Source organism: Alistipes sp. AF48-12 (genome assembly GCF_003477565.1).
Lineage (GTDB): Bacteria > Bacteroidota > Bacteroidia > Bacteroidales > Rikenellaceae > Alistipes_A > Alistipes_A hominis.
Genome location: NZ_QUDJ01000008.1, coordinates 122,159 through 147,299 on the forward strand (window position 1 = coordinate 122,159; position 25,141 = coordinate 147,299).

Below are 25,141 nucleotides of genomic sequence, written 5' to 3' on the forward strand. Positions count from 1 at the left end.
TGAATTTATATCGCAACTTTTACTTGCTCAGGTTGATGATCGAAGCGACCATCGCCGCCAGAGACGCCGTCGAGGACATCATTCCCATCACGTTAGCCAGCCCGTTCCCCTTGCGCTCCTGTTTCATCGGAACGATCACTTGACAGCCGGGCTCCACTTTCGGATAACGCTTGCAGAGGAATCCGCCGCGGGTAGCCGCCACTTTGCCGTTCATGTAGACGACGAAAGGACGCCTGCGCGCCTCCTGCTTGTAACCGCCGGCCTGATAAATATAATCCTTCACTTTCGACCGGTCGTACACGACGGTATTCTGGTACAACACGGCTCCCGACACGCGCACCGTACTATTGAATTTCGGAATAAAGATGCGGTCGCCGTCCTGCAGGATGATATCGTCGTTAGAACCCGGATTCTTAACGGCCGCCATTACGTCGATCCCCACCGGATAATAATCGGGAATCTCGACGGACTGCGTCGATACGGAATCCTTCCCCTTGTTCGTATTGGCAATCGCCATCACGGCTGCGACTTTGGCGCGGTCGTCGGCAGTCAGCCGCCGCTGCACGCTCGCCCCGACGACATAAGCTTCCGGCGTAAAACCACCCGCTTTCTTGATGATATCGGACAGCCGTTCCCCGGCCGAAGCGAGCACATACTCGCCGCCGAAAAGTATTTCGCCGGTAATCGCCACGCTTTGCTGCTCGGAATACCCCGGAGACCGGCGGATATAGATCTCGTCGAACGGCTCGATCAGAAACCGGCTGTCTTCCGGCGCGATCTTCAAATCTTCCGATATCTCGAAAGAATAATTTTCCGCGATTTTAGGCGAATAGGAAGTCGATTGGGGATCCTTGATCCGGCGGGCCACCTCGATCTTGGCCAGCGAGGCCGATTCCCGCAAACCGCCGCAGATCAGGACGACGTCTTCCACGGTCATCCCCTTGCGGAAAGTAAACGTATGCGGGTTGTTGACCTCTCCCTTCACCGTAACCGTATATTCTTCCCGCAAATCGTAGATATTCGGAATGTAAACCCGATCCAGGTTTTGCAGCGCGATGTCCGTCTGTCCGCCGACGATCTCCCGAACGTCGAACGGGATCACCGTATAATTGTTCGCCATATCCACCCGGGTGATCTGTCCCCGCGAGGCGAACTCGCTGCCCTTCAACCCTTCGGCTTTTGCGATCAACTGCGACAATGTCGCGATTTTTTCGGAAAATTCGTACTCGCCCGGACGCCATACGGCTCCTTCGATCGCAACCATGTTCGCATACATCGGCAGCACCTTCCCGATGCTCACGCTATCGCCGTCCAACAGCTCGAACGTCCCGAAATCGGCTTTATCCACCGTCAGAATGGTCAGCATCCGGCCGCTCTTGCGGTGCACCGTCACGTTGTCGCTGTAAGCATCCCCGGTAAAACCACCCCCGAAATCGATCAGCCGGGCCAGCGTCTCGCCGTCTTTCATGTCGTAAATACGCTCCCGCTTGATCTTTCCCCCGATCGTCACGTGGTTGTCATAAGGCGGCACGATGATCATATCGTTGTCTTCCAGCCGGATATTCGTCTCGTATTTCCCGTTGATCAGGTAGTCGTACACATCCAGATCGGCGATTTGCTTGCTGTTCCGGAAAACCTGAATATGCCGGAGCGACCCGATCCCGTTGACCCCGCCGGCCGAATAGATCGCATTGAACAGCGTCGCCAGCGAAGGCAGCGTATAAGTCCCCGGAGTAACGACCTCCCCGGAAATATTGACCTTGATGCTGCGAATCTGCCCCAGCGACACCTTCACCTGTCCGTTCATGATCTCGTGAATCCGGGATTCGACCCTTTTTTGGGCTTCGGCAACCGTCAATCCGGCCAAATTGATCGGGCCGACCCCCTGGATGCTGATACTGCCTTCCGGGGAAATTTTCTCCTGTACGCGCGATTCCGCCTCGCCCCAGACTTCGATGATCACCTCGTCGCCGGGCCCCAGCACGTAACTGGGCGGAGTAGCCATGTTGTAACTCGGCGCGAAAGTCAGGTTCTTCGTCGAAAATATCTCCTGTCCGAAAACGGTATTCCGGGTGAGGGAATCGACCGAACGGCGCTGAACGGCAGTCTTATCCTCCGATGCCTGCCGCTGATCGGCGGAAGCTTCCCGTCGCACTTCGTTCCCGCCCGTGTCCGCGGACGTATCCGCTCGGGAAGATTGAGAAGAAGAGGGAGAAGTCGCATGCATCGCCGCATTGATCTGGGCGTCCGAAGCTCCCATCGCTTTCGCCTGCTGCACCATTCCCGGCGTAACGACCACCTGGCCCGACGCGCCCGTTAGCATCAACAAGGCCCCTATGAGTAAAGCATAACCTGATTTACGTGTCGAATTCATATGAAATATTATAATTTTATCAAAAAAACGGTTCGGATTAGTAAAACGCAACTGCCCTGATTCTATTATCCGCTCACTTCCCGGTCGGATTTGTTTTGCGATTGCCCAGTATGTCCAGCAAGCGAATCAACAAAATGCCCAGCACGATATCGATCGCAAAGAGCAAATTGATATTCAAATCTTTCAACAAGATGTTCAACAAAATAAAACCGGCCTGCAAAGCGATAATCACCATCGCGCTGCGGAAATGAGTCAGCCCGATCCGCAGCATTTTATGATGAATATGTCTCTTGTCGGGGTAAAACGGGGAGAGCCCCGCCTTGATCCGCACGCAAAAAACGCGAAGCGTATCGAAGGCCGGGATAAACACCATCCCCAGGAATACGGCCGGAGCCGACCGTATGTGAAACATATCGGTATTGATATTCATGTTGTAGAATTCCAACCCGAAAAAAGCGATCAGGTAGCCCAGCGTCAGCGACCCGGTATCCCCCATGAATATTTTCATCCGCTTTCCCGACACGTTGTAAAAGAAAAAGACGCTCACCACGCCGGCGATCCCCATCGTCATCATGCCGTAAACATACAGTTCGTTCCAGCAGAACCATCCGCCCAGCGTCCCCAGGGCGAGCAGGGCAAGCCCCGAACAAAGGCCGTCGATCCCGTCGATCAGGTTATACGCATTGACCAGCAAAACCACCACCAACACCGTCAGGATACAGCCCGCCCATACCGGGATCTGATACAGTCCGAAAAGACCGCCCAAGTTCTCGATTCCTATCCCGCCGAAAATCAGCAGAATAGCCACCGCGATCTGCATCACGAACTTGCTTTTGTACGACACGCCCGACAGATCGTCCGACAGTCCGGTGAAAAAAATGAACGTGGACCCCGCTATCAGGAACATGATCTCGCGGAAAACATCCGTTTCCAGCGCGGTCGCCGTGATATCGTAACCCAGATAGTACCGCAGTCCCATCATCAGCGAAACCGAGAACAGGAAAGCCGGGAAGAAAGCGACGCCGCCCAAACGGGGAATATTCGTATGATGGAGCTTACGTTCGGAAAACTCATCGAAAAGCTTCTTTTTTTTAGCGATCAGGATGATTTTCGGAATCGTCAAACGTCCGACCAGAGCCGAAATCAGAAACGTAGCTATGACAAACAATTTCAACATTGCGTATTCAGTAGAAACAAAGCCTTGCAAAAATACGAATTATGTTTGACATTCTGCCGGTCTGCATTCCATTTTTATTCGTTTCGGCCGAAAACGTCATTTTTCAACGATAAAACCCTGTTTTTATAAAATAAAACGTTATTTTCACCGCTTGTATTGAGCCGGAGCAGGAATACGGGGAACCCTGCTTTTCAAAAACTGTAAATCAATGAGAATTGCGATTGTCGGCAGCGGGTACGTCGGATTGGTATCGGGCACCTGCTTCGCGGAAATGGGGATCAAAGTCACCTGCATAGATACGAATCCGGAGAAGATCGAACGCCTGCAAAACGGAAAGGTTCCGATCTACGAACCGGAACTGGACACGCTGATCCAAAAAAACATGCGGGCGGGACGCCTGTCGTTCGGAACCGATTTGGGCGCGGTCGTCAACAGCGTCGACGTCGTCTTCATCGCGGTCGGCACGCCGCCGGACGAAGACGGGGGGGCGGATCTGAGCCATGTGCTCGACGTCGCGAAAACGTTCGGGGCGAGCGTTTCGAAGTATACGCTGCTGGTCACCAAAAGCACGGTACCGGTAGGCACCGCCGCGAAGGTCAGGGAAACGGTCGAACGGGAACTGGCGGCACGCGGGATCGAAGTCCCGTTCGACGTGGCTTCCAATCCGGAATTTCTGAAAGAGGGAAATGCCATCAAAGATTTCATGAGTCCCGACCGCGTGATCGTAGGAATCGACAGCGAACGGGCCCGCAAACTGATGACCCGGCTCTACCGGCCTTTCCTGCTGAACAACTTCCGTGTGATCTTCATGGACATCCCGTCCGCAGAAATGACCAAATACGCGGCCAACTGCATGTTGGCTACGCGGATCAGCTTCATCAACGACATCGCCAACCTGTGCGAACTGGTCGGAGCCGACATCCACATGGTTCGCAAAGGGATCGGCAGCGATCCGCGAATCGGCAGCAAATTCCTCTATCCGGGCTGCGGTTATGGGGGGTCCTGCTTCCCGAAAGACGTCAAGGCGCTGATTCATACGGCAGAACAGCGCGGATACCGGATGCAGGTGCTCCACGCGGTCGAAAGCGTCAACCAGCAGCAGAAACGCGTGCTGTTCGACAAGTTGATGCGTTATTTCGGCGGCGATCTGACCGGCAAGCGGATCGCGATGTGGGGCGTCGCCTTCAAACCGCAGACGGACGACATCCGCGAAGCTCCGTCGCTGGTGCTGATCGACCTGATCCTCCGGGCCGGCGGCCGGATCACCGTATACGACCCGGTAGCGATGGACGAATGCCGCCGCGTCGTCGGAGACAAAGTCGCCTATGCGAAGGACATGTACGAAGCGGTCGTCGATGCGGACGCCCTGCTTCTGGTCACCGAATGGAAAGAATTCCGGATACCGTCCTGGCCGGTCATCGAACGGACGATGCGCTGTCCGGCGCTGTTCGACGGCCGCAACATTTACGACAAACACGAATTCGACGGCACGTCGATCGTCTACCACTACATCGGGGGCTGATCCGAGGCGGCCCCGTTTCCCGGCTGCAGTTCCGGACAAAAAAACGGCGGAGTCTGTTCAAGACTCCGCCGGATTCATATTTTTGACGGTCGTCAGAATCCCACGCCGATCCGGAAACCGAAATTATTCAACTGGTCGGTCTTGTATTTCAACACCGTCCCGCTGTTGGTCGCATAGCTATAATAAAGAGCGAAGTGAAACCCGAAGCCGGATGCCCCGAACGGGCGAACGTTCAGACCGATTTCCGGCGACATATAGAATCCCCACGTCTTTTCATAGGCTTCCAATATGTAGAAGTTGGAAGAAATGCGCGCGTAATTGGCGCCGAGTTTCAGGGCTACGTAAGGTTCCAGCACGTTCGTCTGCAAGAAACGATAACGTCCGGTGGCGCCGAACGGCAACTGGAAGACCGAATGCTGCTGGTCGGTAGTCACCGTCGAAGTCTCGCCGACCGGAAAAGTCTGCCTCGGAATGTACTCGTTGTTGGTATGGTAAGCGATGAACGCACCCACGCCGAAATTATTCGGGAAATAATAACCGCCCTCGAAGTTCATTCCCCAGCCGCTCGATTTATCGGCGAAGCTGGCTCCGAGCGGCACGTTGTACTGCCAGTCGATATTCAGATAGATGTTGTCGTTGCCCTGAGCACGACCGACGGACGGCAGCAACAACGCCGCAACGGCAACCGCTGCCCATCCCGTTAATTTGCTTTTTATGTTTTTCATGATATTCTGCTGTTTTTAAATTCTACATGGGTTGAAACGGAACTTATTCCCCGACTGCGGCACTTCTGACCAGATAGGGGGACTGCACGAACGACTGATTGATAGCCCTTACGGTCAGTTCCATGTTGAACGCGTCCGATCCGCTCAGCAATCCGCTCAGGAAGCTGTTCCAGACGACGGTCAGTTTTCGGTCGGCGCTGGGCGACGTACTCAGGTCGACCATCTCGGTCAGCAGCGAACCGACGCTGTAACTGTACACGACCGGATAAGGGTAATACCAGTATCCCCAATCGCCCCAGTAGCCGGGAAGCCAATAACCGGGATATTCGTTCCACCAATAAGGATTGCGGTAATCCACGAAATAGGCGACGCTCTGCACGTAGCTGATCTGCAAACCGACGTCGGCTTCCGATTTATCGTCCGTACGGACATAACCGCAGGCCTGCATGTTATCCTCATAGGCTTTCAGGATATCGGCGGCCTTGCTGCCCGTCCAGTATTCCGGATCTTTCGTATCGCCGATCACCATCACACTGTCGGGCATATAATAACGGGTGAAACGGTTGAAATCCGCCTTGCCGTCGTAATTGGTAAACACCAGAAAATCACTGCTCAGATCTCCCAGATCCGGATCCTCCCGACAAGAGGTCAGTGCAAAAACGGCAATCAAAACGTAAATTAATTTTTTCATACTCTTTGCTATTTAATAAGGTTTTCGAATTCTATAAATACTACAACCGAATCTATTTCAAAATCCGTTCCACACTACTTTCGCCCCGTCTGCCGAAACCGCGCCGACCGGCGGCAAATCTCCTCCCAAACTTCCTGCTTTTGCGCCCGAACGCGACGTTTTTTCATTCCCGAAACCGCTCCCCGATAAATCTTTATTTTGTTCCGAAAAGACTTTCTTAAGGCATAAATCTTGCGATGCACGACAAAAATTCGTATCTTTGAGCAGATGAGACGTTTTCTGTAATTATTCTAACTTTCGAGAAAGATGGTGCTGGATGCCGGGAATATCCTGTTGGTGGGAGCGGTTTTATTGTTTGTGAGTATTGTCGCGGGAAAAGCCGGTTACAAGTTCGGCGTGCCGATGTTGCTACTTTTTCTCGGCGTGGGGATGGCATTCGGCAGCGACGGCGTAGGCATCCAGTTCAACAGCCCGACGATCGCCCAGTTCATCGGAATGATCGCACTGAGCGTCATTCTGTTTTCCGGGGGCATGGACACCAAGTTCAAAGAGATCCGCCCGGTTCTCGGACAGGGAATCATCCTCGCTACGTTGGGCGTCATGCTGACCACCGCCATCACCGGAGGAGCCATCTACCTGATTACGGATTACCTTTTCCCAAGTTTTTCGCTGACGCTTTACGAATCGCTGCTGCTGGCCGCCGTAATGTCGTCGACCGATTCGGCCTCGGTATTCTCGATATTGCGATCGAAAGGACTGAAACTCAAAGAGAACATGCGTCCGCTGCTGGAATTCGAAAGCGGCAGCAACGACCCGATGGCCAACATCCTGACGATCCTGTTCATCCAGATCATCCAGGTCGGCGAAATGAGTTTCGGCGAGTCGGTTTCGATCCTGCTGTTGCAGATCTCGATCGGGGCCGTCGCCGGATACGTGCTCGGACGCGTCTCGTTGCTGCTGATCAACCGGCTGAACATCGACAACCGCTCCTTTTACCCCGTGTTGCTGCTGGCCTGCGTCTTCTTTATCTTTTCGTTCACGAATCTGATTCAGGGCAACGGCTATTTGGCCGTTTACATCGCCGGGCTGGTCGTCGGCAACAACAAAATGCCGCATCATCGCAGCACAGCGACCTTTTTCGACGTCATCGCCTGGCTGTCGCAGTTGGTCATGTTCCTCACGCTCGGACTGCTCGTCAATCCGAAAGAACTGATCCCGGTAATGGCGATCGGGCTGCTGATCTCGGTCGTAATGATCTTCCTGGCCCGCCCGGCGACCGTATTCTTATGCCTGCTTCCGTTCCGCAAAATGAGTACCCGCGCCAAATCCTACGTGTCGTGGGTCGGTCTGCGCGGCGCCGTACCGATCATTTTCGCCACTTATCCGCTCACGGCGGGTATCGAAAACGCATCGCTGATCTTCAACATCGTATTCTTCATCACGATCGTCTCGCTGGTCGTACAGGGCACGACGGTGAACTTCATGGCTAAAAAACTGAAACTGACGGACGACACGGCTCCCAAAAGCCGGAAATTCAACTTCGAAGAATTGCCGGCGGAGATCAAATCCACCCTGTCCGAAATCGACGTGACCGCCGACATGCTGGTCAAAGGCGACCGGCTGATGGACCTGCCGCTGCCGGAAGACGAACTGGTCGTGACCGTCAAGCGCGACGACACCTTCTTTATTCCGAACGGCCGCAGCAAGCTTTATCTGAACGACAAGCTGATGATCATTTCGCACAGCAAAAAAAATCCGGACACGGAAGTCCCGGATTCCAATACTCCGTCCGAACCGGCATCCTGAATGCCGGAAACCTAACGGCGGACGTAATCCAAAAAAACGAAAGGATGTTCGAACTTTTCGCCGCGTTCGCGACGTTCCTCGCGTACCGGCGTCCAATCGGCCGGATTCCACGCCGGGAAAAGGGTATCGCCTTCGTAATCGGCCTCCACCCGCGTCAGGTAAAAGCGGTCGGCCAGCGGCAACGCCTGGGCATAAATCTGCGCGCCGCCGATCACGAAAATCTCTTCGGACGGATCGAAACGCCGGATCGCATCCTCCAACGAACCGGCGACGACGCACCCTTCGGCGCGGTAACCGGTCTGCCGGGTCACCACGACGTTGATCCGGTTCGGCAGCGGACGCCCGAGCGATTCGAAAGTCTTGCGTCCCATAATCACCGGATGCCCGGTAGTAATCGCCTTGAACCGGCGTAAATCTTCCGAAATATGCCAGATCAGCCGGTTGCGATCCCCGATCACCCCGTTGCGCGCTACGGCCACGATAATCGAGATCATACGGCGATCGGCGCTTTAATAGACGGCCAGGGATCGTAGCCTTCGAGCGAAAAATCCTCGTAGCGGAAGTCGAAGACCGATTTGACGTCGGGGTTGATCTTCATCACCGGCAACGGTCGCGGCGTGCGCGCCAGTTGCAGGTCGACCTGTTCGGTATGATTCAGGTAGATGTGCGCATCGCCGAGCGTATGCACGAACTCGCCGGGCCGCAGGCCGGTCGCCTGCGCGATCATCATCGTCAACAGCGCATACGAAGCGATATTGAACGGCACGCCGAGAAAAACGTCCGCGCTGCGCTGGTAAAGCTGACAGGAGAGTTTGCCGTCCGCCACGTAGAACTGGAACAGCGCATGGCACGGCGGCAGCGCCATCCTATCGATCTCGGCCACGTTCCACGCGCTGACGATCAGCCGGCGCGAGTCCGGATTGCTGCGGATCTGGTCGACCACCTGCGCGATCTGGTCGATATGGCTGCCGTCCGGCGCGGGCCAACTGCGCCACTGGTATCCGTAAATAGGTCCGAGGTCGCCGTTGGCATCGGCCCATTCGTCCCAAATCGTCACGTTGTTGTCGTGCAGATAGCGGATGTTGGTATCGCCGCGCAGGAACCACAGCAGCTCATGAATAATCGAACGCAAGTGCAGCTTTTTGGTCGTCAGCGCCGGAAACCCCGCTCCGAGGTCGAAACGCATCTGATAGCCGAACGTGCTGATCGTACCGGTACCCGTGCGGTCGCCTTTCACGGTGCCGCAGGTCTTGATATGGCGGAGCAGGTCGAGATATTGTTGCATGTCGTTATGATGTTGTCGGATAGCTGTTCAGCGTAAATCCGTTTTGATCCAGTTTGCCGTAAGTGGGGCGGTCGATCCACTCGCCGAGGAATGCGATCCGGCTGCCGCCCGCGAGCGGAACGATCTCCGCGCAATGAATATGCCCGCAAACGAACAGGTCGATCCCCGGATGTTCTTTCAGGAAATCGGAGGCGAAACGCACGATCGGCTCTTCTGCGCCGCGGAACGCATGCCGGATCGGTTTCGCCTTACGGTTCGAACCGCTCCACCAGTGGCCGAAACGCATCGCCGCATTCGGATGGACGAATGTCGAGAAAACCCACTGGATCGCCCGGCTGCGAAACACCCGGCTCAGCAGCCGTCCCCCGCGCCCCCGCTTGCCGAACACATCGCCGTGTCCGATGAAAACCCGTTTCCCGGCCAACGCGAGAATTTCGTAATCGGCTCGGTGCAGTACCACCCCGCACTCGGTCTGCAAGTAGTCGAACGCCCAGAGGTCGTGGTTACCGGGAAAAAAATGGACGGCGACCCCTCGGTCGGTCAGTTCCGACAGTTTTCCCAGCAGCCGCGTGAACCCTTTCGGCACGACGCGCCGATACTCGTACCAGAAATCGAAAACATCGCCCACCAGAAAAATCGCCTCGGCATCCGCAGACACTTCGTCGAGCCAGCGGACGAACAACCGCTCGCGCGTGGCGTGCGTCTGCCCCACCTTGAGGCCCAAATGGATATCCGATGCGAAATAGTACATTACCTGACCAGTTCGGCGACTTTATTTTTCAGTTGATCCCCGAAAAGGTTACGAGCCACGATCGCACCGTCGGAACTGATCAGCACGTTCGACGGCACGGCCTGGACGTTATAGCTCATGGCCGCGATACCGCCCGTGCCGCGCGGATCGAACACGTTGATCCACGGGAGCTTCTGATCCTGCACCACCGTCACCCAGTCGGCTTTCTCGTCGTCCAGCGATACCTGATAGATGGCCAGTCCTCGGTCTTTATAAGTTTTATACAGCTCCCTCATTTCGGCGTTTTGCACCGGATAGCGGGAATCTCGGGTCGACCAGAAACTGACGAGGATTGTTTTTCCGTCCAGCGAAGACAACTTCTGATCCTTGCCGTACACATCCTGCAAGTCGATTTCCGGATAATTCAGCGCGTTCCCCGACTGGTTCTGTATCCGGTCGGCCAGTTCGAGCACCTTTTTCCGCTCTTCGATCTCTTTTTGAAGCACCTTCACGCGCGAAGCATCGGGATAGCGCACCGACGACGAATCCGCGACGATCCGGTAATAGATCAGATCGGTTTTTTCATTGAACAGCCACGGGTCGTCCGGCAACCGTTGGTACAGCGCATAAACGGCAGCCATCGACGAAGGATGGGCCATAATGAAAGCGATGTGCTCGCGCTTGATCCGGTAATACTCCGCCAGGTACTGATCCAGCAGGTTTTTCCGCCGCTTTTCGGTATCCGCCACCACGGGCGTATTCCGGTAAATCTTCGACAGCGAATCGAGCGTCGCGACGCCGTTGCCGTACTGCGTATTGAACTGCTTGAGCAACTGCGACTCCTCGGAGCCTTCGACCGTGTAGTTCCGGGCCAGGTCGCACAGCGAGTTGACCTCGATCCGGTCTCCGGGCGTCACGATCAGCGGAATCGCACTGCCGTCGCAAAGCAGGTTGTAAAATACGGGGCCTTTCTCGGGCAGCTTCACCCGAAAACGGAAATCGCCCCCTTGGTCGATAACGGTCGAATCCACGATCCGGCGTCCCTGCGTCGTAACCATTTCCAGCAACACGGTATCGTGAGACAGTCCCGGGAAAGAGCCCTGGACACGCGCTTTGCGATCCTGTCCGCAAGATGCGATCAACACGGTCAGGGTAATGACCGAAAGAATCTTTTTCATACAGTTTCTTCTCGTATTATCAATACGGTCGTCACGGCCGGGCCGAAGCACGAAACCCGTGACTTTTTTAAAGTTACAAAAATAGATTAATTTTCTCACAATATAAAACGATTTTCCCGGCATTTATAGTATCTCCGAAACAAAGCGGGCCGGTTCGAAACCCGGCCCGCTTTGCAGAACAGCGTTCCCGCCCGTCAGGCGGGAACCGATTCCTGCATCGTTTCCTTATATTTCCGGTCGACCTCGATCTCGAAATCGCTCAGCACGTTCATGTAATTGATGAACGCTTCGTAAGGCGACTCGTACGGGTTGAAATAGCTGTGAACGTCGCCGTCCGAGAACCATTTCGTCGCCATGTAATAAAAATGATCCGACACTTGCATGAAATTCCACGCATGGTAAAAATCGGGATGATTGATCGCCCGGATCTTATCTTTCAACGCATAAAGTTTTTTGAACGCTTCGTTCTGGAGTTCGTTGCCGAGCCAGGCCGTGATGTCCCGCTCCTCGTCGGCCCACGAAATCGGGTAGGGAGCGTGCAAGATAGCCACCGGCTGGAACTTTTTGGATACCTCGGTCGGCGTGGCGAACTTCAGCGACCCGGTCGCCAGCGCCGCATTCGGCAGGTGTTTCATGAATTCAAAGATCCCGCTGTCGGCCTTCTGATGCTCCCCGAACGTCTCGTAGTCCATAAACAGGTTGATCACCTCGCCCGGAAGTTCCGGATTGTTCAGCCAGCTCACGTATTTCTCGGCCGTCAGCGGCCACTGCGACCATCCCCGGTCGGAAAAACGGAACGCGATATCGTCGCTCAGCTTGAAATTCCGCAGCAGCAGGTGCAGCTTCTGGTCGATCGCATTGGCATAGACGTAATTCGGACTTTTCCATCCCAGAACGTGCTTGGCGCCTTCGGCCAACATCGTGCGGAACCCCATCGAAGCGACCACTTCGCCGATATGATCCGAATAGATCAGTTCGGTATTGCGAAAAGCCGTGGGCTTTACGCCGAATTCCTTCTCCATCAACGCACAGTGCTGCTTCACCTGAGCCACGAATTCGTCCCGGTCGGCCAGCGCCGCCAGCGAATGCGAATACGTTTCGGCCAAGAACTCGACGCAGCCCGTACGCGCCAACGCCTGGAAGCTGTCCAGCACTTCGGGCGCATACATCCTGAACTGTTCGACCGCGATCCCGGAAATCGAAAAACTGACTTTGAACTTTTTGCCGTTTTTGCGGATCAGTCCGGCTAACAGCTCGTTCATCGGCAGGTAGCATTCCCGCGCCACTTTCTGCATGATCGCACGATTGGCGTAATCGTCCAGGTACTCGTGGTCCTTACCCATATTGAAAAAACGGTACTTTTTCAGTCTCATCGGCTGATGTACCTGAAAATAGATGCAGATTGTTTTCATAACCTCGTATTTTATAGTCCGTCCCTTATCCGACCAAACTGCGGTAAACATCGAGCACTTCGCCGGCCGCGTTGTCCCATTTCAGATTAATCACTTCGCTTTTCCCCTTTTCGGCCGACATCGCCGCCAGCGACGGATATTTCAACAGGCCGTAAATCGCGTCCGCCATCGCGTCCACATCCCAATAATCGACCTTGATCGCGTAATCGAGCACTTCGGCCACTCCCGACTGTTTCGAAATGATCACCGGGACGTTCGACTTCATCGCTTCCAGCGGCGAAATTCCGAACGGTTCCGACACCGACGGCATCACATACACATCGCTCATACCGAACATCTTTTGCACTTCGTCCCCGCGCAGAAACCCGGTAAAATGGAACCGGTCGGCAATCCCCAGCTTGGCGACGCGCCGGATCACATGGACCAACATATCGCCGCTGCCCGCCATGACGAAACGGACGTTCGGCAACCGTTTGAGCACTTTGGCCGCCGCCTCGACGAAATAGTCGGGACCTTTCTGGTAGGTGATCCTCCCGAGAAACGTCACAATCTTATCCTCCACGTTCCGTTCGCTCTCCCCGGAATCCCGCTTGTCGAAACGCACCGCATTGTGCACGGTCACGACTTTGTCCGCCGGAATCCCGTATTTCTCGATCACGATGTTGCGCGTCAGGTTGCTCACGGCGATCACGCGGTCGGCGGCTTCCATACCGGCCCGTTCGATGTTATAGACCGACTGGTTGACATGCTCGCCGCTACGATCGAACTCGGTCGCGTGCATGTGTACCACCAGCGGCTTGCCGGACACCCGTTTGGCGGCGATCCCCGCATAGTAGGTCAGCCAGTCGTGCGCATGGATCACATCGAACTCCCCGGCCCTATCCCGAGCGATCTGCGCGGCGACCATCGCATAGCGCGCCACTTCCTCCATCAGGTTCGGCCCGTATTTTCCGGAAAAGCATAGCGCTCTTTCCATACGTCGTGTCGCCCGGGCAACTCCCCGGTTTCGCGGAACTGCCTCGAATAATCGTCGAACTCCTCGGGAGACACATAGGGCACCATATTGGAATCCACATGGATAAACGTCAGCTTCTCCCAAATTTCTTTCTCCCGCGTATCGTCCGCGGACACTTCCACGTCGCTCGCGTTGACGACCCGTACGAAACGGCCGTCCTCGTCCCCGTAAGCCTTCGGCACCACGAAGATCACTCCGACGTCGTGCTTGGCCAGTCCCCGGGTCAATCCGTAGCATGCAGTTCCCAGTCCTCCCGCGATATGCGGCGGAAATTCCCATCCGAACATCAATACTCTCATCTGCTTTATGGTTTTTATTATTTTATATCAATTCAATTCGTTTTCCTCTTTTCCACACCGACCCATAAACAGCGGAGCTTTTTCTGAAATTTTCCGGAAAATCCGGTTTGCCGGCCTCAACCGTTCCTTCAAAAAACAATTCCCTTGCAAACAACCTGCCGTCCGGTTTCCGCACCCCCTTTTTCCGGCTTTATTTTTTAGATTTACACTCCTGTATCATCTGGTCGATCCGCAAAACGGCGCCTACGCTCCACGCCTGCGAAACGGAACCCCTCGGACAGTGCGGAGGATCTCCGTCGTAAATCTCATTGATCGAAGCGATTCCGCTGACACTGATATCTTCTTCGAAATTCTTCAGAATATCCTCCGCTTCGTTCAGGAACTTCTTCCCGTGCATATCGAAGCCGGCCTTCACATAGTGCTCCAGCAACCAGGGCCATACGGTTCCCTGATGGTATGCGCGGTCGCGGGTCGGCTGATCTCCGCCGTAGTGCCCTTTGTAAAGGGGATTGCGCGGCGAAAGCGTCCGCAGCCCCTTGGGCGTCAACAGATGACGATGCACTTTGTCGATCACGTCGAGCTTCATCGCGTCGCTGAGCATACCGTACGGCAGCGAGCAGGCGATGATCTGGTTCGGCCGGATAAATCGGTTCTGCCCCTGTTCGTCCACATAATCCGCCAGGAACGACTCTTCCGGATACCAGAAAAGCCCGACGAACGACTCCTTGATCCGTTCGGGCATCCGCTCCCAACGGCTCACGAAATCGGTATCCTTATTTTTCCGCGCCAGTTCAAGCGTATAACAAATCGCATTGTACCACAATGCGTTGATCTCTACTTGATAGCCCTCGCGTCCCGTCACCGGGCGGCCGTCCACGACGGCGTCCATCCAGGTCATCGCATAATTCGGATGCGCGGCCCATACCAGTCCGTTCTCGCGCACCTGCACCCACTCGCCTCCGCGCATATACGACTCCAGGATCTCTTTCATCGGCTTGCCGTAGGCCTTCCACAGCTTACGTCCGCCGCCGATATGCTTTTCGAGGCATTGCAACGTCCAGAAAAACCACAACGGAGCGTCCACCGAATTGTAGGCGCTGCCCATATTCGGAAACATGCCGTCCTTCATCTCGCGCACCATCGTGTCGATCACCTCGCAACACGACTCGACGCCGCCCTGGGTCAGCGTGATGCCCGGCAGCGCGATGAACGTATCGCGTCCCCACCGGCCGAACCACGGATATCCGGCCACCACTTCGGTCTTATCGCCGTGACGCACGATGAATTGCCTGGCCGAATGCCGCAGACACGACAAGAAATCGATCTTGTTCGACCGACGCGCCAACTCTTCCATGAAATCCTTTTCGAGCGTCGCCGGATCGACCTCCTCGGTCGAACACGAGAAAATAACGCTCTGCCCCTTGACGATATCCGTTTCGAAATAACCGGTCGTCAACAGGTCCTCGTGCCCCGGATAACCGCGATCGATCTCCTCGGCATATTCGAAGTTATAATACCAATCCGGCGCAGCGACGAATTCGCATGGAACGTTCATCTGCATATGCAACCACGGGAATCCCTCGTAGAGCCGGTTCCGCACGCCGCCGGGAATCGGGTAGCTGCGACCGTCCGCGAACAGGTTGGCCTTACTCAGCCCGTGCCGGTCGCGGAACGCCAGGAAGGGCCGCAGCCTCAACTGCGTATCCGAGCGGGCGTCCAGCAACGTATAACGGATCAGCAACTGCGTCCGCGAATGAATCCACAGCAACTCTTTTTTCAGCACGACCCCGCCCACGCGGTACGTAATCGCCGGCGTCGGCGTATAGGTAAAATCGGTAATATACTTATGCCCCCGGGGTTCGTACACGCCGGGAAAACGGTGGATCGCCAGGTTGAACGTCTGATCGTGCTGAACGACCGTTTCATCCACCGACGACAGCAGCACGTAATTATTCTCGTCGTCATCGTCTTTCGGGCACACCATCAGCCCGTGGTATTTCCGCGTATTGCAGCATACGATCGTCGTACTCATATACCCTCCCGCGCGTTGGTACTGAGCATCTCGCGCTGAAGCGAATACTCCAGATTCCCCAACTCGTTTTTGTCGAAATGCAAAACTGCCATATCCTCCATTTATTTTCTATATCTACGCGTAAATTTAAGAAAAAATTGCGCGAAATCCAATAAAAATTTGCGGCGCCGAAAAGCCTTTCCGACAGCGAGGGAGCGCTCTTCGCCGACACGCTCCTCATCGAACGCGTCGTTCGGACATCAGGCTGATTATCAACCCCATTTCACCAGAGCGAAATCCATCCGGTGCGGCAGTTTCGCGTTCTTCGGGAACACGCGGATCGCCATATCGAACGAACCGGTCGCCTCGGGGGTGGACTGGATCGAATAATAGGCCTGAGTACCCTCCTCGCGCACGAAATTCAGTTCGCGTTTGGCGACCACCCGCACGTTGCCGTCGATGATCTGGTCGGAAAGAATCATTTCCACGCCGATGTCCTCCGGAGCGAGCCCGTCGATGTCCACGATTACCTCGATGTCGTAACTATGCCCGATCAAGATGGCCTCTTTGCCCATGTCGAGCCGCTTTACGCTGATCACATGCACCTTGTCCCACCGGCTGCTGACCCGCCGTTTCCAGGCCGCGATCTCGCGCGCCTGCGTATAGTCGTGGGCTACCATCTGCTGGTTCCGGTCGTACAGCTTATGGTAAAAACGCTCCTCGTAGTCGGTCAGCATCCGATTGGTCGTAAAGTTGGCCGCAATGTCCGCCACGCAGATCTTGACCGATTCGATCCAGTCGTTCGGAATATTCTCCTCGTCGCGGCGGTAGTATTTCGGCACGATCTCCTCTTCGATCGTATTGTAGATCAATTCGGCGTCCATTTCGTCCTGGAAACCCTGGTCGTCGAACGTCCGTTCCATCGGCAGCATCCATCCGCCGCCTTTGCGATATCCCTCGACCCACCAGCCGTCCAACACGCTGAACTGCATCACGCCGTTCATGACGGCCTTTTCGCCGCTGGTGCCGGACGCTTCCAGCGGACGGGTCGGCGTATTGAGCCATACGTCGACGCCCTGCACCATCCGGCGGGCCAGCTCCATATCGTAATTCTGCAGGAAGATGATCTTCCCGGTAAACTGCGGCATCGCGGCCACTTCGACGATCCGTTTGATCAGGTCCTGGCCGGGTTTGTCGTTCGGATGCGCCTTGCCGGCGAAAATGAACTGCACGGGACACGTCGGATTGTTGACGATGTTGTTCAGCCGGTCGAGGTTCGTAAAGAGAAGGTGCGCGCGTTTGTACGTGGCGAAGCGGCGTGCGAAACCGATCGTCAGCACGTCGGGCTTCAGCGCCTCCTGGATCCGGATCATCTGCCGCGGCGAGTCGAACCGGAACTGCTTCGGATCGCTGACGCGTTTTTTGATATGGTCGATCAGCTTGTTTTTCAGCACGAGACGGGCGTCCCACAACTCCCGGTTACTGATATTATGCACTTTCTGCCATGCCGAGATCTTGTAATCCTTTTCGAGGAACCCGTCCCCGAAAAACCGGGCGTACAGCCGGCGCAGGTTCGCGGCGCACCAGGTCGGGAAATGCACTCCGTTGGTCACGTAGCCGATATGCAGCTCGTCCTTGAAGTACCCCGGCCACATGCCGCCGAGGATCTCCTTGCTGACCTCGCCGTGCAGCCAGCTCACCCCGTTGACCTCCTGCGAAAGGTTGCAGGCCAAAAAACTCATCGAGAACTTTTCGTTCGGATCGTTCGGATTCGTCTTGCCGAGGTTGATGAATTGCTCCCACGTGATCTCCAGCCGGTCGGGGTAGTGGGACATGTACTGCCGGATCATCGATTCGGGGAAAGCGTCGTGTCCGGCCGGAACCGGCGTATGCGTCGTGAACAACGACGACGAACGCACCACCTCCAGGGCTTCGCTGAACGACAGCTTTTTATTGTGGATCAGGTTGCGGATCCGTTCGATCCCGGTGAAAGCCGCATGGCCTTCGTTGCAATGGTACACATCCTGCCGAATGCCCAGCGCCCGCAACGCCCGGATACCGCCGATGCCGAGCAGCATCTCCTGCTTGAGCCGGTTTTCCCAGTCGCCGCCGTACAGGTGGAACGTAATCGAACGGTCCTCCTCCTGGTTCAGGTCGTGATCGGTATCGAGCAGATACAGCTCGGTGCGCCCCACGTCGCAGCGCCAGATGCGCGCCGTAATGTCCCGTCCCGGGAAAGCGATCCGGATATCCATCCAGTTCCCCTCCTCGTCGCGCACCGGCGTGATCGGCAGCTTCAGGAAATTCTGGGCCTCGTAGCTGGCTTCCTGAGCGCCGGAAGCCGACAACCGCTGCGTGAAATAACCGTAACGGTACAGCAATCCGACCGCCACCATCGGCACGTTCTTGTCGCTGGCTTCTTTCAGGTAATCTCCGGCCAGAATCCCGAGTCCGCCCGAATAGATTTTCAGCGAACTGTGCAGTCCGTACTCCATGCTGAAATAGGCGATCTTCGGCCCTTCGGCATCGGCTTTCTGCCGCATATAATCCTCGAACTGCGCGTACACCGCATCCATCTTGCCGAGGAATATTTCGTCTTTTTCAAGCGCCAGAATCCGCGAATAGGTCAGCTTGTCGAGAAAGTCGATCGGATTCTTTTCGCATTTGACCCACAGCACGTTGTCGATGTATTCGAACAGCTCGTAAGCGCTCATCGTCCACGACCACCACAGGTTTTTCGAAAGTTCTTCCAACGGACGCAGTCGTTCGGGCAGCTTGCGTTCGACCATCAGACGCGTCCACGACGGGGTATTGCTAACCAACTGTTGTTTGACGAAGTTGATCTGCTCGGTATGCGCGCCGCCCCCGTCGTATGCGGCGCGGTTGTTCCGCGTCGTCGCCCGGTCGTTGGCCTTCCGGTACGCCTCGTAATAAAATTCGATCAGGTTTTTCCACAGCGCGATCTTCGATATCTCAAGGGCCGACACCCGGTACGAATCGTATTGCTGCCGATCCATCGCGCAATAATTTTTCAGCGCGTCCGAGATGGCCGCAACTACTTCCGAATCGTTCGTATCGTTGCGCGCGATCACGTCGACGCCCTTGTGTTCTTTCAGTTTGCCGTCGACCCACAGGCCGAACCCGGTCAGCGACGTAGTGATCGTCGGCACCGAGAAAGCGATGCTTTCCAGCGGAGTATACCCCCACGGCTCGTAATAGGACGGGAATACCGTCACGTCCATGCCGCACAGCAATTCGTAGTAGTGTTTGTTGAAAATCCCGTCGTCTCCGTTCAGATACGAAGGCACGAACACCAACTGTACCGGACACGCCGGGTCCATCAGGCGGGAATTTTTGATCCGGCCGATGATCGGGTCCCACTCCGGAGCCGAAAGATAATGCGTCGTATTGCGCAGCACGTTCGGATCGATCGGGTTGTTCGGATCGTTCAGGTGCGCCTGCAAGTCTTTGCGCGGCCCGTTGTTTCCGGCCGGCACGGTCACGTAGGCCAGCACCGGACGTTGCAACGAATCGTCTTCGGAGAGCTTCAACAGCGAATCGACGAACACGTCCAGTCCCTTGTTCTTGAACTCGTAACGCCCGCTGGTTCCGACGATCAGCGGTTCGCGGTCGTATTTGACGCCGAGACAGGCTTCGGCGACTTCGATCATCGCCTTGCGCGCCGAAGCGCGTTTCTCGAGCAACTCGGCCTCTTCCCAGACAATGTCGTCCTCGAAGCCGTTCGGCGTAACGACGTCGACCTCTTTGCCGAGCAGATAGCGGCACTCGCGCGCCGTCAGGTCGCTGACCGTCGCGAAACAGTCGAAATTGGCGGCCGACGTCTTTTCCAGCGAATGTTTGGCAACCACGTTGAACCGCCGCGCCAGTTCGTCGGCGTTCAACCGCGTCATATCGCCGTACAGCGGCAGTCCGTTGCCGGCGATACAACGCCCCATGACCGTCGCATGGGTGGTAAATACCGTGGCGACGTAAGGGGAATGTTTCTGTAGGTACAATCCGCCGCTGGCCGTCATCCATTCGTGGAAATGAGCCACCACCCGGTCGGTCGCCGAACAGAAATAATTCACGTAGCTCTCGATCACCTTGCCGGCCGCCGCACCGAACAGCACGGGCTCGATATAATCCCACTGCCCGCTGATCGAATCGACCCGGTAACTCTCCCACAGGAATTTCAACACATCGTCCTTGCTCGAGAAAAACTGGCTGAAATCGACCAGGATCGTCAACGGCTTCCCTTTGACTTTCCACCGGCCGGTCTTGACCCGTATGTTATGATTGGCGAACAGCACTTGTTTCCACTCCTTGAGCAGCGCCGGGTCCTCCTCGAATTCGAGGTTGACATCCTCGCGGTGCACGTCGGGTCCGATCAGGATGTAATGGTCTCCCAGCTGTTTCGAAATTGTCAACGCTTTGGTTGCGATCACGGTATGGATGCCGCCGACCTTGTTGCACACCTCCCAACTCACCTCGAACAGATAGTCGGGCATCTTCTTAACTTCTTCGTTGTTTGACATTTTCATCTATTTTTAGATATACTTGATTTTCAATTTAACGTTCCTAACAAAGATACGTTTTGTTTCCGGAATCCCGGCGTCATTCCACATAAAAAAGATCGGATATCACCGTATCCGAAATCAGATAGTGTTCAAACGGAATGCGATACGCGGAGCCCGTGCGTACCAGCGTCCCTTCGGCCAGAAATTTAACGGCCAGCCGCGTGAAATATTGCAATTTCCGTGCCCCGAATCGGCGTTCCAGCACGTCGGCGTCGAGCCCCGACGCCGTCCTCAGCGACGTCATCACGAACTCGTTGTAGGCGGCATGTTCCGACAGCGTTTCGCTTTCGAAATGCTCCTGCCGCGGTTCGCGCTCCAAGTAGAGCCGCACGTCCGCCGCATTCCACTGCCGGAGCGCCCCGTCGAACGAATGCGCCGACGGCCCGACGCCGAGGTAACGGGTGCCGTTCCAGTAATTGCCGTTGTGCTGCGATCGGAATCCCGTCCGGGCGAAATTCGAAATCTCGTAATGTTCGAACCCGGCTCCGGTCAGCATCTCGTGCAACAAGCGGTACTGCGCTACGCTCCGTTCCGGATCGATTTCGCGCAACGCGCCGCGGCGCAGGCGTTTGCCGAAAACGGTTCCCGGCTCGACCGAAAGGTGATAGGCCGAAATATGCTGTACGCCGAGCCGGATCGCCTGTCCGAGGTTTTGTTCCCACTCCGCGAGGCTCATCTGCGGGATGCCGTAAATCAGGTCCACCGTCAGGTTTTCGAAGCCGGCCCGCTGCGCCTCCCCGACGGCCCGCACGGCCGATGCCGCATCGTGGCGCCGGTGCATCCACCGCAAATCGCGGTCGATGAACGACTGAATTCCGATGCTGAGCCGATTCACGCCCTCGACTCGCAGCGCGGTCAGCCAATCCGCCGTCAGGTCGTCCGGATTGGCTTCGACGGTTACCTCCTGCAGCCCGGATACGTCGTAAACGTCCCGAATACGGCCGATCAACGCCCCCAGTTCCGACGGCGTGCAGAGCGACGGCGTGCCGCCGCCGACGTAAACCGTCCGCACCGGTTCGCCCTGCAGAAAACCGGCACGACAGGCCAACTCGTCCGCAACGGCAGCGAGCACGGCCTCTTTTTTGGCAAGCAACGTGCAGGAATAAAAATCGCAGTAATGGCATTTACTTTTGCAAAACGGGATATGAATGTAAATGCCGGCCATAAAATCTGGGGTATTAAAACGATCCGTACGGTTATTATGCATACCTTTGCGGGCGGTTTCCGCACGGATTCCGATGATTACAAAAATATGGAAAAAAAGAGACATATAAAGGTCGCCGGGGTCCTTTTTTTCGTCTGGACGGCGGTAATTCTCTACGGGTCGCTGAGTCCGGGCGACGATTTGCCCCCGATGGGATGGTTGGCCCGGATCCCCCATTTCGACAAGATCGTCCACTTCTGTTTCTATCTCGGACAGGTGCTTCTGTTGCTGCTGTGGCTGCAACCGTCGCGCGGAAACCGGATCTGGATCGCCTTGTGCGCCATTATTTTTTCCGGAACCATCGAACTGCTGCAAGGGGAGTACTTCGACCGGAGCGCCGACTGGCTGGACTTCGCGGCCAATTCGGCCGGAGCGCTGACGGGGATTCCGCTCGCCCGGCTGGCCGAACGACTGATTTTTAAAAAAGATTCCGGGAACGAAACGCCCCCGAACAACGACAATTAACTGCTTAACAGAAATTTATCGGAGCGAACCGATAATAATTTTTTTTAATATTTTAATTGTTATTTTGGTAACAATACGTATCTTTGCCGCTGATTACCGGATAAAACCGGACTGAACGATACTTCCGAAAGAGGAGCATTAACTAAATAAATTAAAATTATGTCAAAGATTGATTTGAGCAAGTACGGGATCACGGGCGTTACCGAGATCGTACACAATCCCTCTTACGATCAACTGTTCGCAGAGGAGACCAAACCGGGTCTGCAAGGTTTCGAAAAAGGACAGGTAACCGATATGGGAGCCGTAAACGTGATGACCGGCGTTTACACCGGCCGCTCTCCGAAAGATAAATTTTTCGTGAAAGACGCCGTAACCGAGAACACGATCTGGTGGACTTCCGACGAATACAAGAACGACAACAAGCCGATCAGTGAAAAGAGCTGGAAAGTGCTGAAAGACATCGCCACCGACGAGCTTTCGAAAAAACGCCTGTTCGTCGTCGACACGTTCTGCGGAGCCAACGAAAACAGCCGCCTGAAGATCCGCTTCATCATGGAAGTGGCCTGGCAAGCTCATTTCGTGACCAATATGTTCATTCGCCCGACCGCCGAAGAGTTGGCCGACTACGGCGAACCCGACTTCGTCGTACTGAACGCGTCGAAAGCCAAAGTGGAAAACTACAAGGAACTGGGGCTGAACTCCGAAACGGCGGTCGTATTCAACCTGACCGAAAAGATGCAGGTCATCATCAACACCTGGTACGGCGGCGAAATGAAAAAAGGCATGTTCTCTTACATGAACTACCTGCTGCCGCTCAAAGGCATGGCTTCGATGCACTGCTCGGCCAACACCGACCTGAAGGGCGGCAACACCGCAATCTTCTTCGGGCTGTCCGGCACCGGCAAAACCACCCTTTCGACCGACCCGAAACGTCTGCTGATCGGCGACGACGAGCACGGCTGGGACAACGACGGCGTCTTCAACTTCGAGGGCGGCTGCTACGCGAAAGTGATCAACCTCGACAAGGATAGCGAACCGGACATCTGGAACGCCATCAAGCGCGACGCGCTGCTCGAAAACGTAACGGTGCGTGCGGACGGTTCGATCGATTTCGCCGACAAATCGGTAACCGAAAACACCCGCGTTTCGTATCCGATCTACCACATCGAGAACATCGTTAAACCGGTTTCGAAAGGCCCGGCTGCCGAAAAGGTGATCTTCCTGTCGGCCGACGCTTTCGGCGTGCTGCCTCCGGTTTCGATCCTGACCCCGGAACAGACCAAATACTACTTCCTGTCCGGCTTCACCGCCAAACTGGCCGGAACCGAACGCGGCATCACCGAACCGACTCCGACCTTCTCGGCCTGCTTCGGCGCAGCCTTCCTGTCGCTGCATCCGACCAAATACGGGGAGGAACTGGTGAAAAAAATGCAGGCTTCCGGCGCAAAGGCCTATCTGGTTAACACCGGATGGAACGGAACCGGCAAGCGTATTTCGATCAAGGACACCCGCGGAATCATCGACGCGATCCTCGACGGTTCGATAGACAAGGCTCCGACCAAAAAGATGCCGTACTTCGACTTCGAAATTCCGACCGCGCTGCCGGGCGTAGACCCGAAGATCCTCGATCCGCGCGACACCTATGCGGAAGCCGCGCAGTGGGATGCCAAAGCCAAAGACCTGGCCGAACGTTTCATCAAGAACTTCAAGAAATTCGAAGGCAACGAAGCCGGCAAGAAACTGGTTGCCGCCGGCCCGAAACTTTAAGACGAGAATCCTTTATAACCGAAAAAATCCCGGCGCAAAAACGCCGGGATTTTTTTCTTCGGCCCGCATCCGATCTCCGCGCCAAAATCATTACCCTTAGTCGTTAGACAAACCTGCATCCGGCCCCGAAACCGCCGGAACATGAAACGAACCCAACCGATGAATCTGTTTGAAACCGAAACGTGGAGAGCGTTTTTCCCGAACTTTATCGCCGTAGTGGCCAGTATCGTCCTGACTTTCGGGACGGACAGGGCCATCCAGGAGTACAACCACCGTCAGGACATCCGGGAAGTCATCGCGGTGCTGAAAGCGGATGCACGCGAATCGTTCGAGTATTACCGGGAAACCGCCGACAACTGCCGCCGCATCTGCGCTTCCACCGACCGCATCGTACGGGCCGGCGACCGCTACGACACGTTGCCGCCCGAAATGCTCGGAAAATTCCTGACGCTGTTGCTCGAAAAAAACGTATTCACCTCCACGTCGGCCTCGGAAGACATCCTGAAACAATCGGGGACGATGCAGTACATGGAGCCCGAACTGCTGTCGGTCATCGACGATATCCGGCTGGCCGAGAATTCGATCAACGACACCATTGCGGGATGCGTATCGGATATGGAAACGATACGCACGGGCCTGTACATGGATTCCCGCCGCTTTCCCGAAGCGCTCCGGGATACGCTCCCGTCGGGAGAAGGGACCGTGGCGGCCGTAAGGTTCGTGATGGAGTATCCGCCTTGCCACAACTACACGGTCAAAAATCCGTTCGGCGACCTGGCCCGGTCGATCGAAAAGAGTTGCGCCGACCTGGAAGATGCGCTGAACCGGATCACGGAGGCAGGATACTGACGATCGCGCGGCGCATCCCGCCATCGGGACAAAAATTTAAGGGACGGTTTTTCG

General features: G+C 55.6%; 16 protein-coding genes and 2 pseudogenes. 5 read left to right on the forward strand and 13 right to left on the reverse strand.

Annotated elements, in window-relative coordinates; all coding sequences use genetic code 11:
* Window positions 1–19: 19 nt before the first annotated feature.
* Both DW082_RS06810 and DW082_RS06815 read right to left on the reverse strand, forming a co-directional pair.
* Entirely contained in the window at window positions 20–2,374 is a 2,355-nt protein-coding gene (locus tag DW082_RS06810; protein WP_257937112.1) for an SLBB domain-containing protein, read from the reverse strand.
* Between the two features lie 73 nt (window positions 2,375–2,447).
* Window positions 2,448–3,551, reverse strand: coding sequence for an MraY family glycosyltransferase (locus DW082_RS06815; protein WP_101573582.1), 1,104 nt, complete (start codon window positions 3,549–3,551; stop codon window positions 2,448–2,450).
* A gap of 208 nt (window positions 3,552–3,759) precedes the next feature.
* Between DW082_RS06815 and DW082_RS06820 the strand changes: the two genes are divergently transcribed.
* Window positions 3,760–5,073 carry a UDP-glucose/GDP-mannose dehydrogenase family protein gene (locus tag DW082_RS06820; protein WP_118457933.1) on the forward strand — a complete coding sequence of 438 codons (1,314 nt, stop codon included), beginning with the start codon at window positions 3,760–3,762 and terminating at the stop codon, window positions 5,071–5,073.
* A 92-nt stretch (window positions 5,074–5,165) separates the two neighbouring features.
* On the opposite strand, the gene DW082_RS06825 is transcribed toward DW082_RS06820, so the two are convergent.
* Together DW082_RS06825 and DW082_RS06830 are read right to left on the reverse strand one after the other, a co-directional pair.
* Entirely contained in the window at window positions 5,166–5,798 is a 633-nt protein-coding gene (locus tag DW082_RS06825) for an outer membrane beta-barrel protein (protein ID WP_101573587.1), read from the reverse strand.
* 43 nt (window positions 5,799–5,841) lie between these two features.
* Window positions 5,842–6,489 carry a DUF4136 domain-containing protein gene (locus DW082_RS06830; RefSeq protein WP_101573589.1) on the reverse strand — a complete coding sequence of 216 codons (648 nt, stop codon included), beginning with the start codon at window positions 6,487–6,489 and terminating at the stop codon, window positions 5,842–5,844.
* Window positions 6,490–6,795: 306 nt separating this feature from the next.
* Here DW082_RS06830 and DW082_RS06835 point away from each other — a divergent pair, with 306 nt between their 5' ends.
* Complete coding sequence (locus tag DW082_RS06835; protein ID WP_118457935.1) at window positions 6,796–8,295, forward strand: potassium/proton antiporter; 1,500 nt, start codon at window positions 6,796–6,798, stop codon at window positions 8,293–8,295.
* 11 nt (window positions 8,296–8,306) lie between these two features.
* On the opposite strand, the gene DW082_RS06840 is transcribed toward DW082_RS06835, so the two are convergent.
* From DW082_RS06840 to hemW, 9 genes and pseudogenes are all read right to left on the reverse strand, one after another.
* Complete coding sequence (locus DW082_RS06840) at window positions 8,307–8,789, reverse strand: dihydrofolate reductase (protein ID WP_055203025.1); 483 nt, start codon at window positions 8,787–8,789, stop codon at window positions 8,307–8,309.
* Window positions 8,786–9,580: a thymidylate synthase gene (locus tag DW082_RS06845; RefSeq protein ID WP_055203022.1), complete on the reverse strand. Its 795-nt coding sequence runs from the start codon at window positions 9,578–9,580 to the stop codon at window positions 8,786–8,788. The genes DW082_RS06840 and DW082_RS06845 overlap by 4 nt, the downstream gene beginning before the upstream one ends.
* A gap of 4 nt (window positions 9,581–9,584) precedes the next feature.
* Window positions 9,585–10,331 (reverse strand): UDP-2,3-diacylglucosamine diphosphatase, encoded by a 747-nt coding sequence (locus tag DW082_RS06850; protein ID WP_101573593.1) that lies wholly within the window; start codon window positions 10,329–10,331, stop codon window positions 9,585–9,587.
* Window positions 10,331–11,488 carry a TlpA disulfide reductase family protein gene (locus DW082_RS06855; RefSeq protein ID WP_118457937.1) on the reverse strand — a complete coding sequence of 386 codons (1,158 nt, stop codon included), beginning with the start codon at window positions 11,486–11,488 and terminating at the stop codon, window positions 10,331–10,333. Before DW082_RS06855 ends, DW082_RS06850 begins: the two co-directional genes overlap by 1 nt.
* Before the next feature lie 194 nt (window positions 11,489–11,682).
* Window positions 11,683–12,900, reverse strand: a complete 1,218-nt coding sequence (locus DW082_RS06860) for a glycoside hydrolase family 57 protein (RefSeq protein ID WP_055203018.1) — start codon at window positions 12,898–12,900, stop codon at window positions 11,683–11,685.
* A gap of 25 nt (window positions 12,901–12,925) precedes the next feature.
* Window positions 12,926–14,214: pseudogene (locus tag DW082_RS06865) on the reverse strand (glycosyltransferase family 4 protein).
* Window positions 14,215–14,404: 190 nt separating this feature from the next.
* Window positions 14,405–16,338, reverse strand: a pseudogene (locus DW082_RS06870) (amylo-alpha-1,6-glucosidase).
* Between the two features lie 159 nt (window positions 16,339–16,497).
* Window positions 16,498–20,760 (reverse strand): alpha-glucan family phosphorylase, encoded by a 4,263-nt coding sequence (gene glgP / locus DW082_RS06875; RefSeq protein WP_118457949.1) that lies wholly within the window; start codon window positions 20,758–20,760, stop codon window positions 16,498–16,500.
* A gap of 79 nt (window positions 20,761–20,839) precedes the next feature.
* The gene (gene hemW, locus DW082_RS06880) at window positions 20,840–21,967 is read right to left on the reverse strand and encodes a radical SAM family heme chaperone HemW (protein WP_118457951.1); all 1,128 of its coding nucleotides are present in this window, start codon (window positions 21,965–21,967) and stop codon (window positions 20,840–20,842) included.
* Window positions 21,968–22,054: 87 nt separating this feature from the next.
* On the opposite strand from hemW, the gene DW082_RS06885 reads away from it, so the two are divergent.
* The 3 genes from DW082_RS06885 (at window position 22,055) to DW082_RS06895 (ending at window position 25,087) form a co-directional block, all read left to right on the forward strand.
* Window positions 22,055–22,471 carry a VanZ family protein gene (locus tag DW082_RS06885; RefSeq protein ID WP_182424113.1) on the forward strand — a complete coding sequence of 139 codons (417 nt, stop codon included), beginning with the start codon at window positions 22,055–22,057 and terminating at the stop codon, window positions 22,469–22,471.
* 159 nt (window positions 22,472–22,630) lie between these two features.
* The gene (gene pckA / locus DW082_RS06890; protein ID WP_101573597.1) at window positions 22,631–24,238 is read left to right on the forward strand and encodes a phosphoenolpyruvate carboxykinase (ATP); all 1,608 of its coding nucleotides are present in this window, start codon (window positions 22,631–22,633) and stop codon (window positions 24,236–24,238) included.
* Window positions 24,239–24,379: 141 nt separating this feature from the next.
* Window positions 24,380–25,087 (forward strand): hypothetical protein, encoded by a 708-nt coding sequence (locus DW082_RS06895; protein WP_118457939.1) that lies wholly within the window; start codon window positions 24,380–24,382, stop codon window positions 25,085–25,087.
* The last annotated feature ends 54 nt before the right edge of the window (window positions 25,088–25,141 follow it).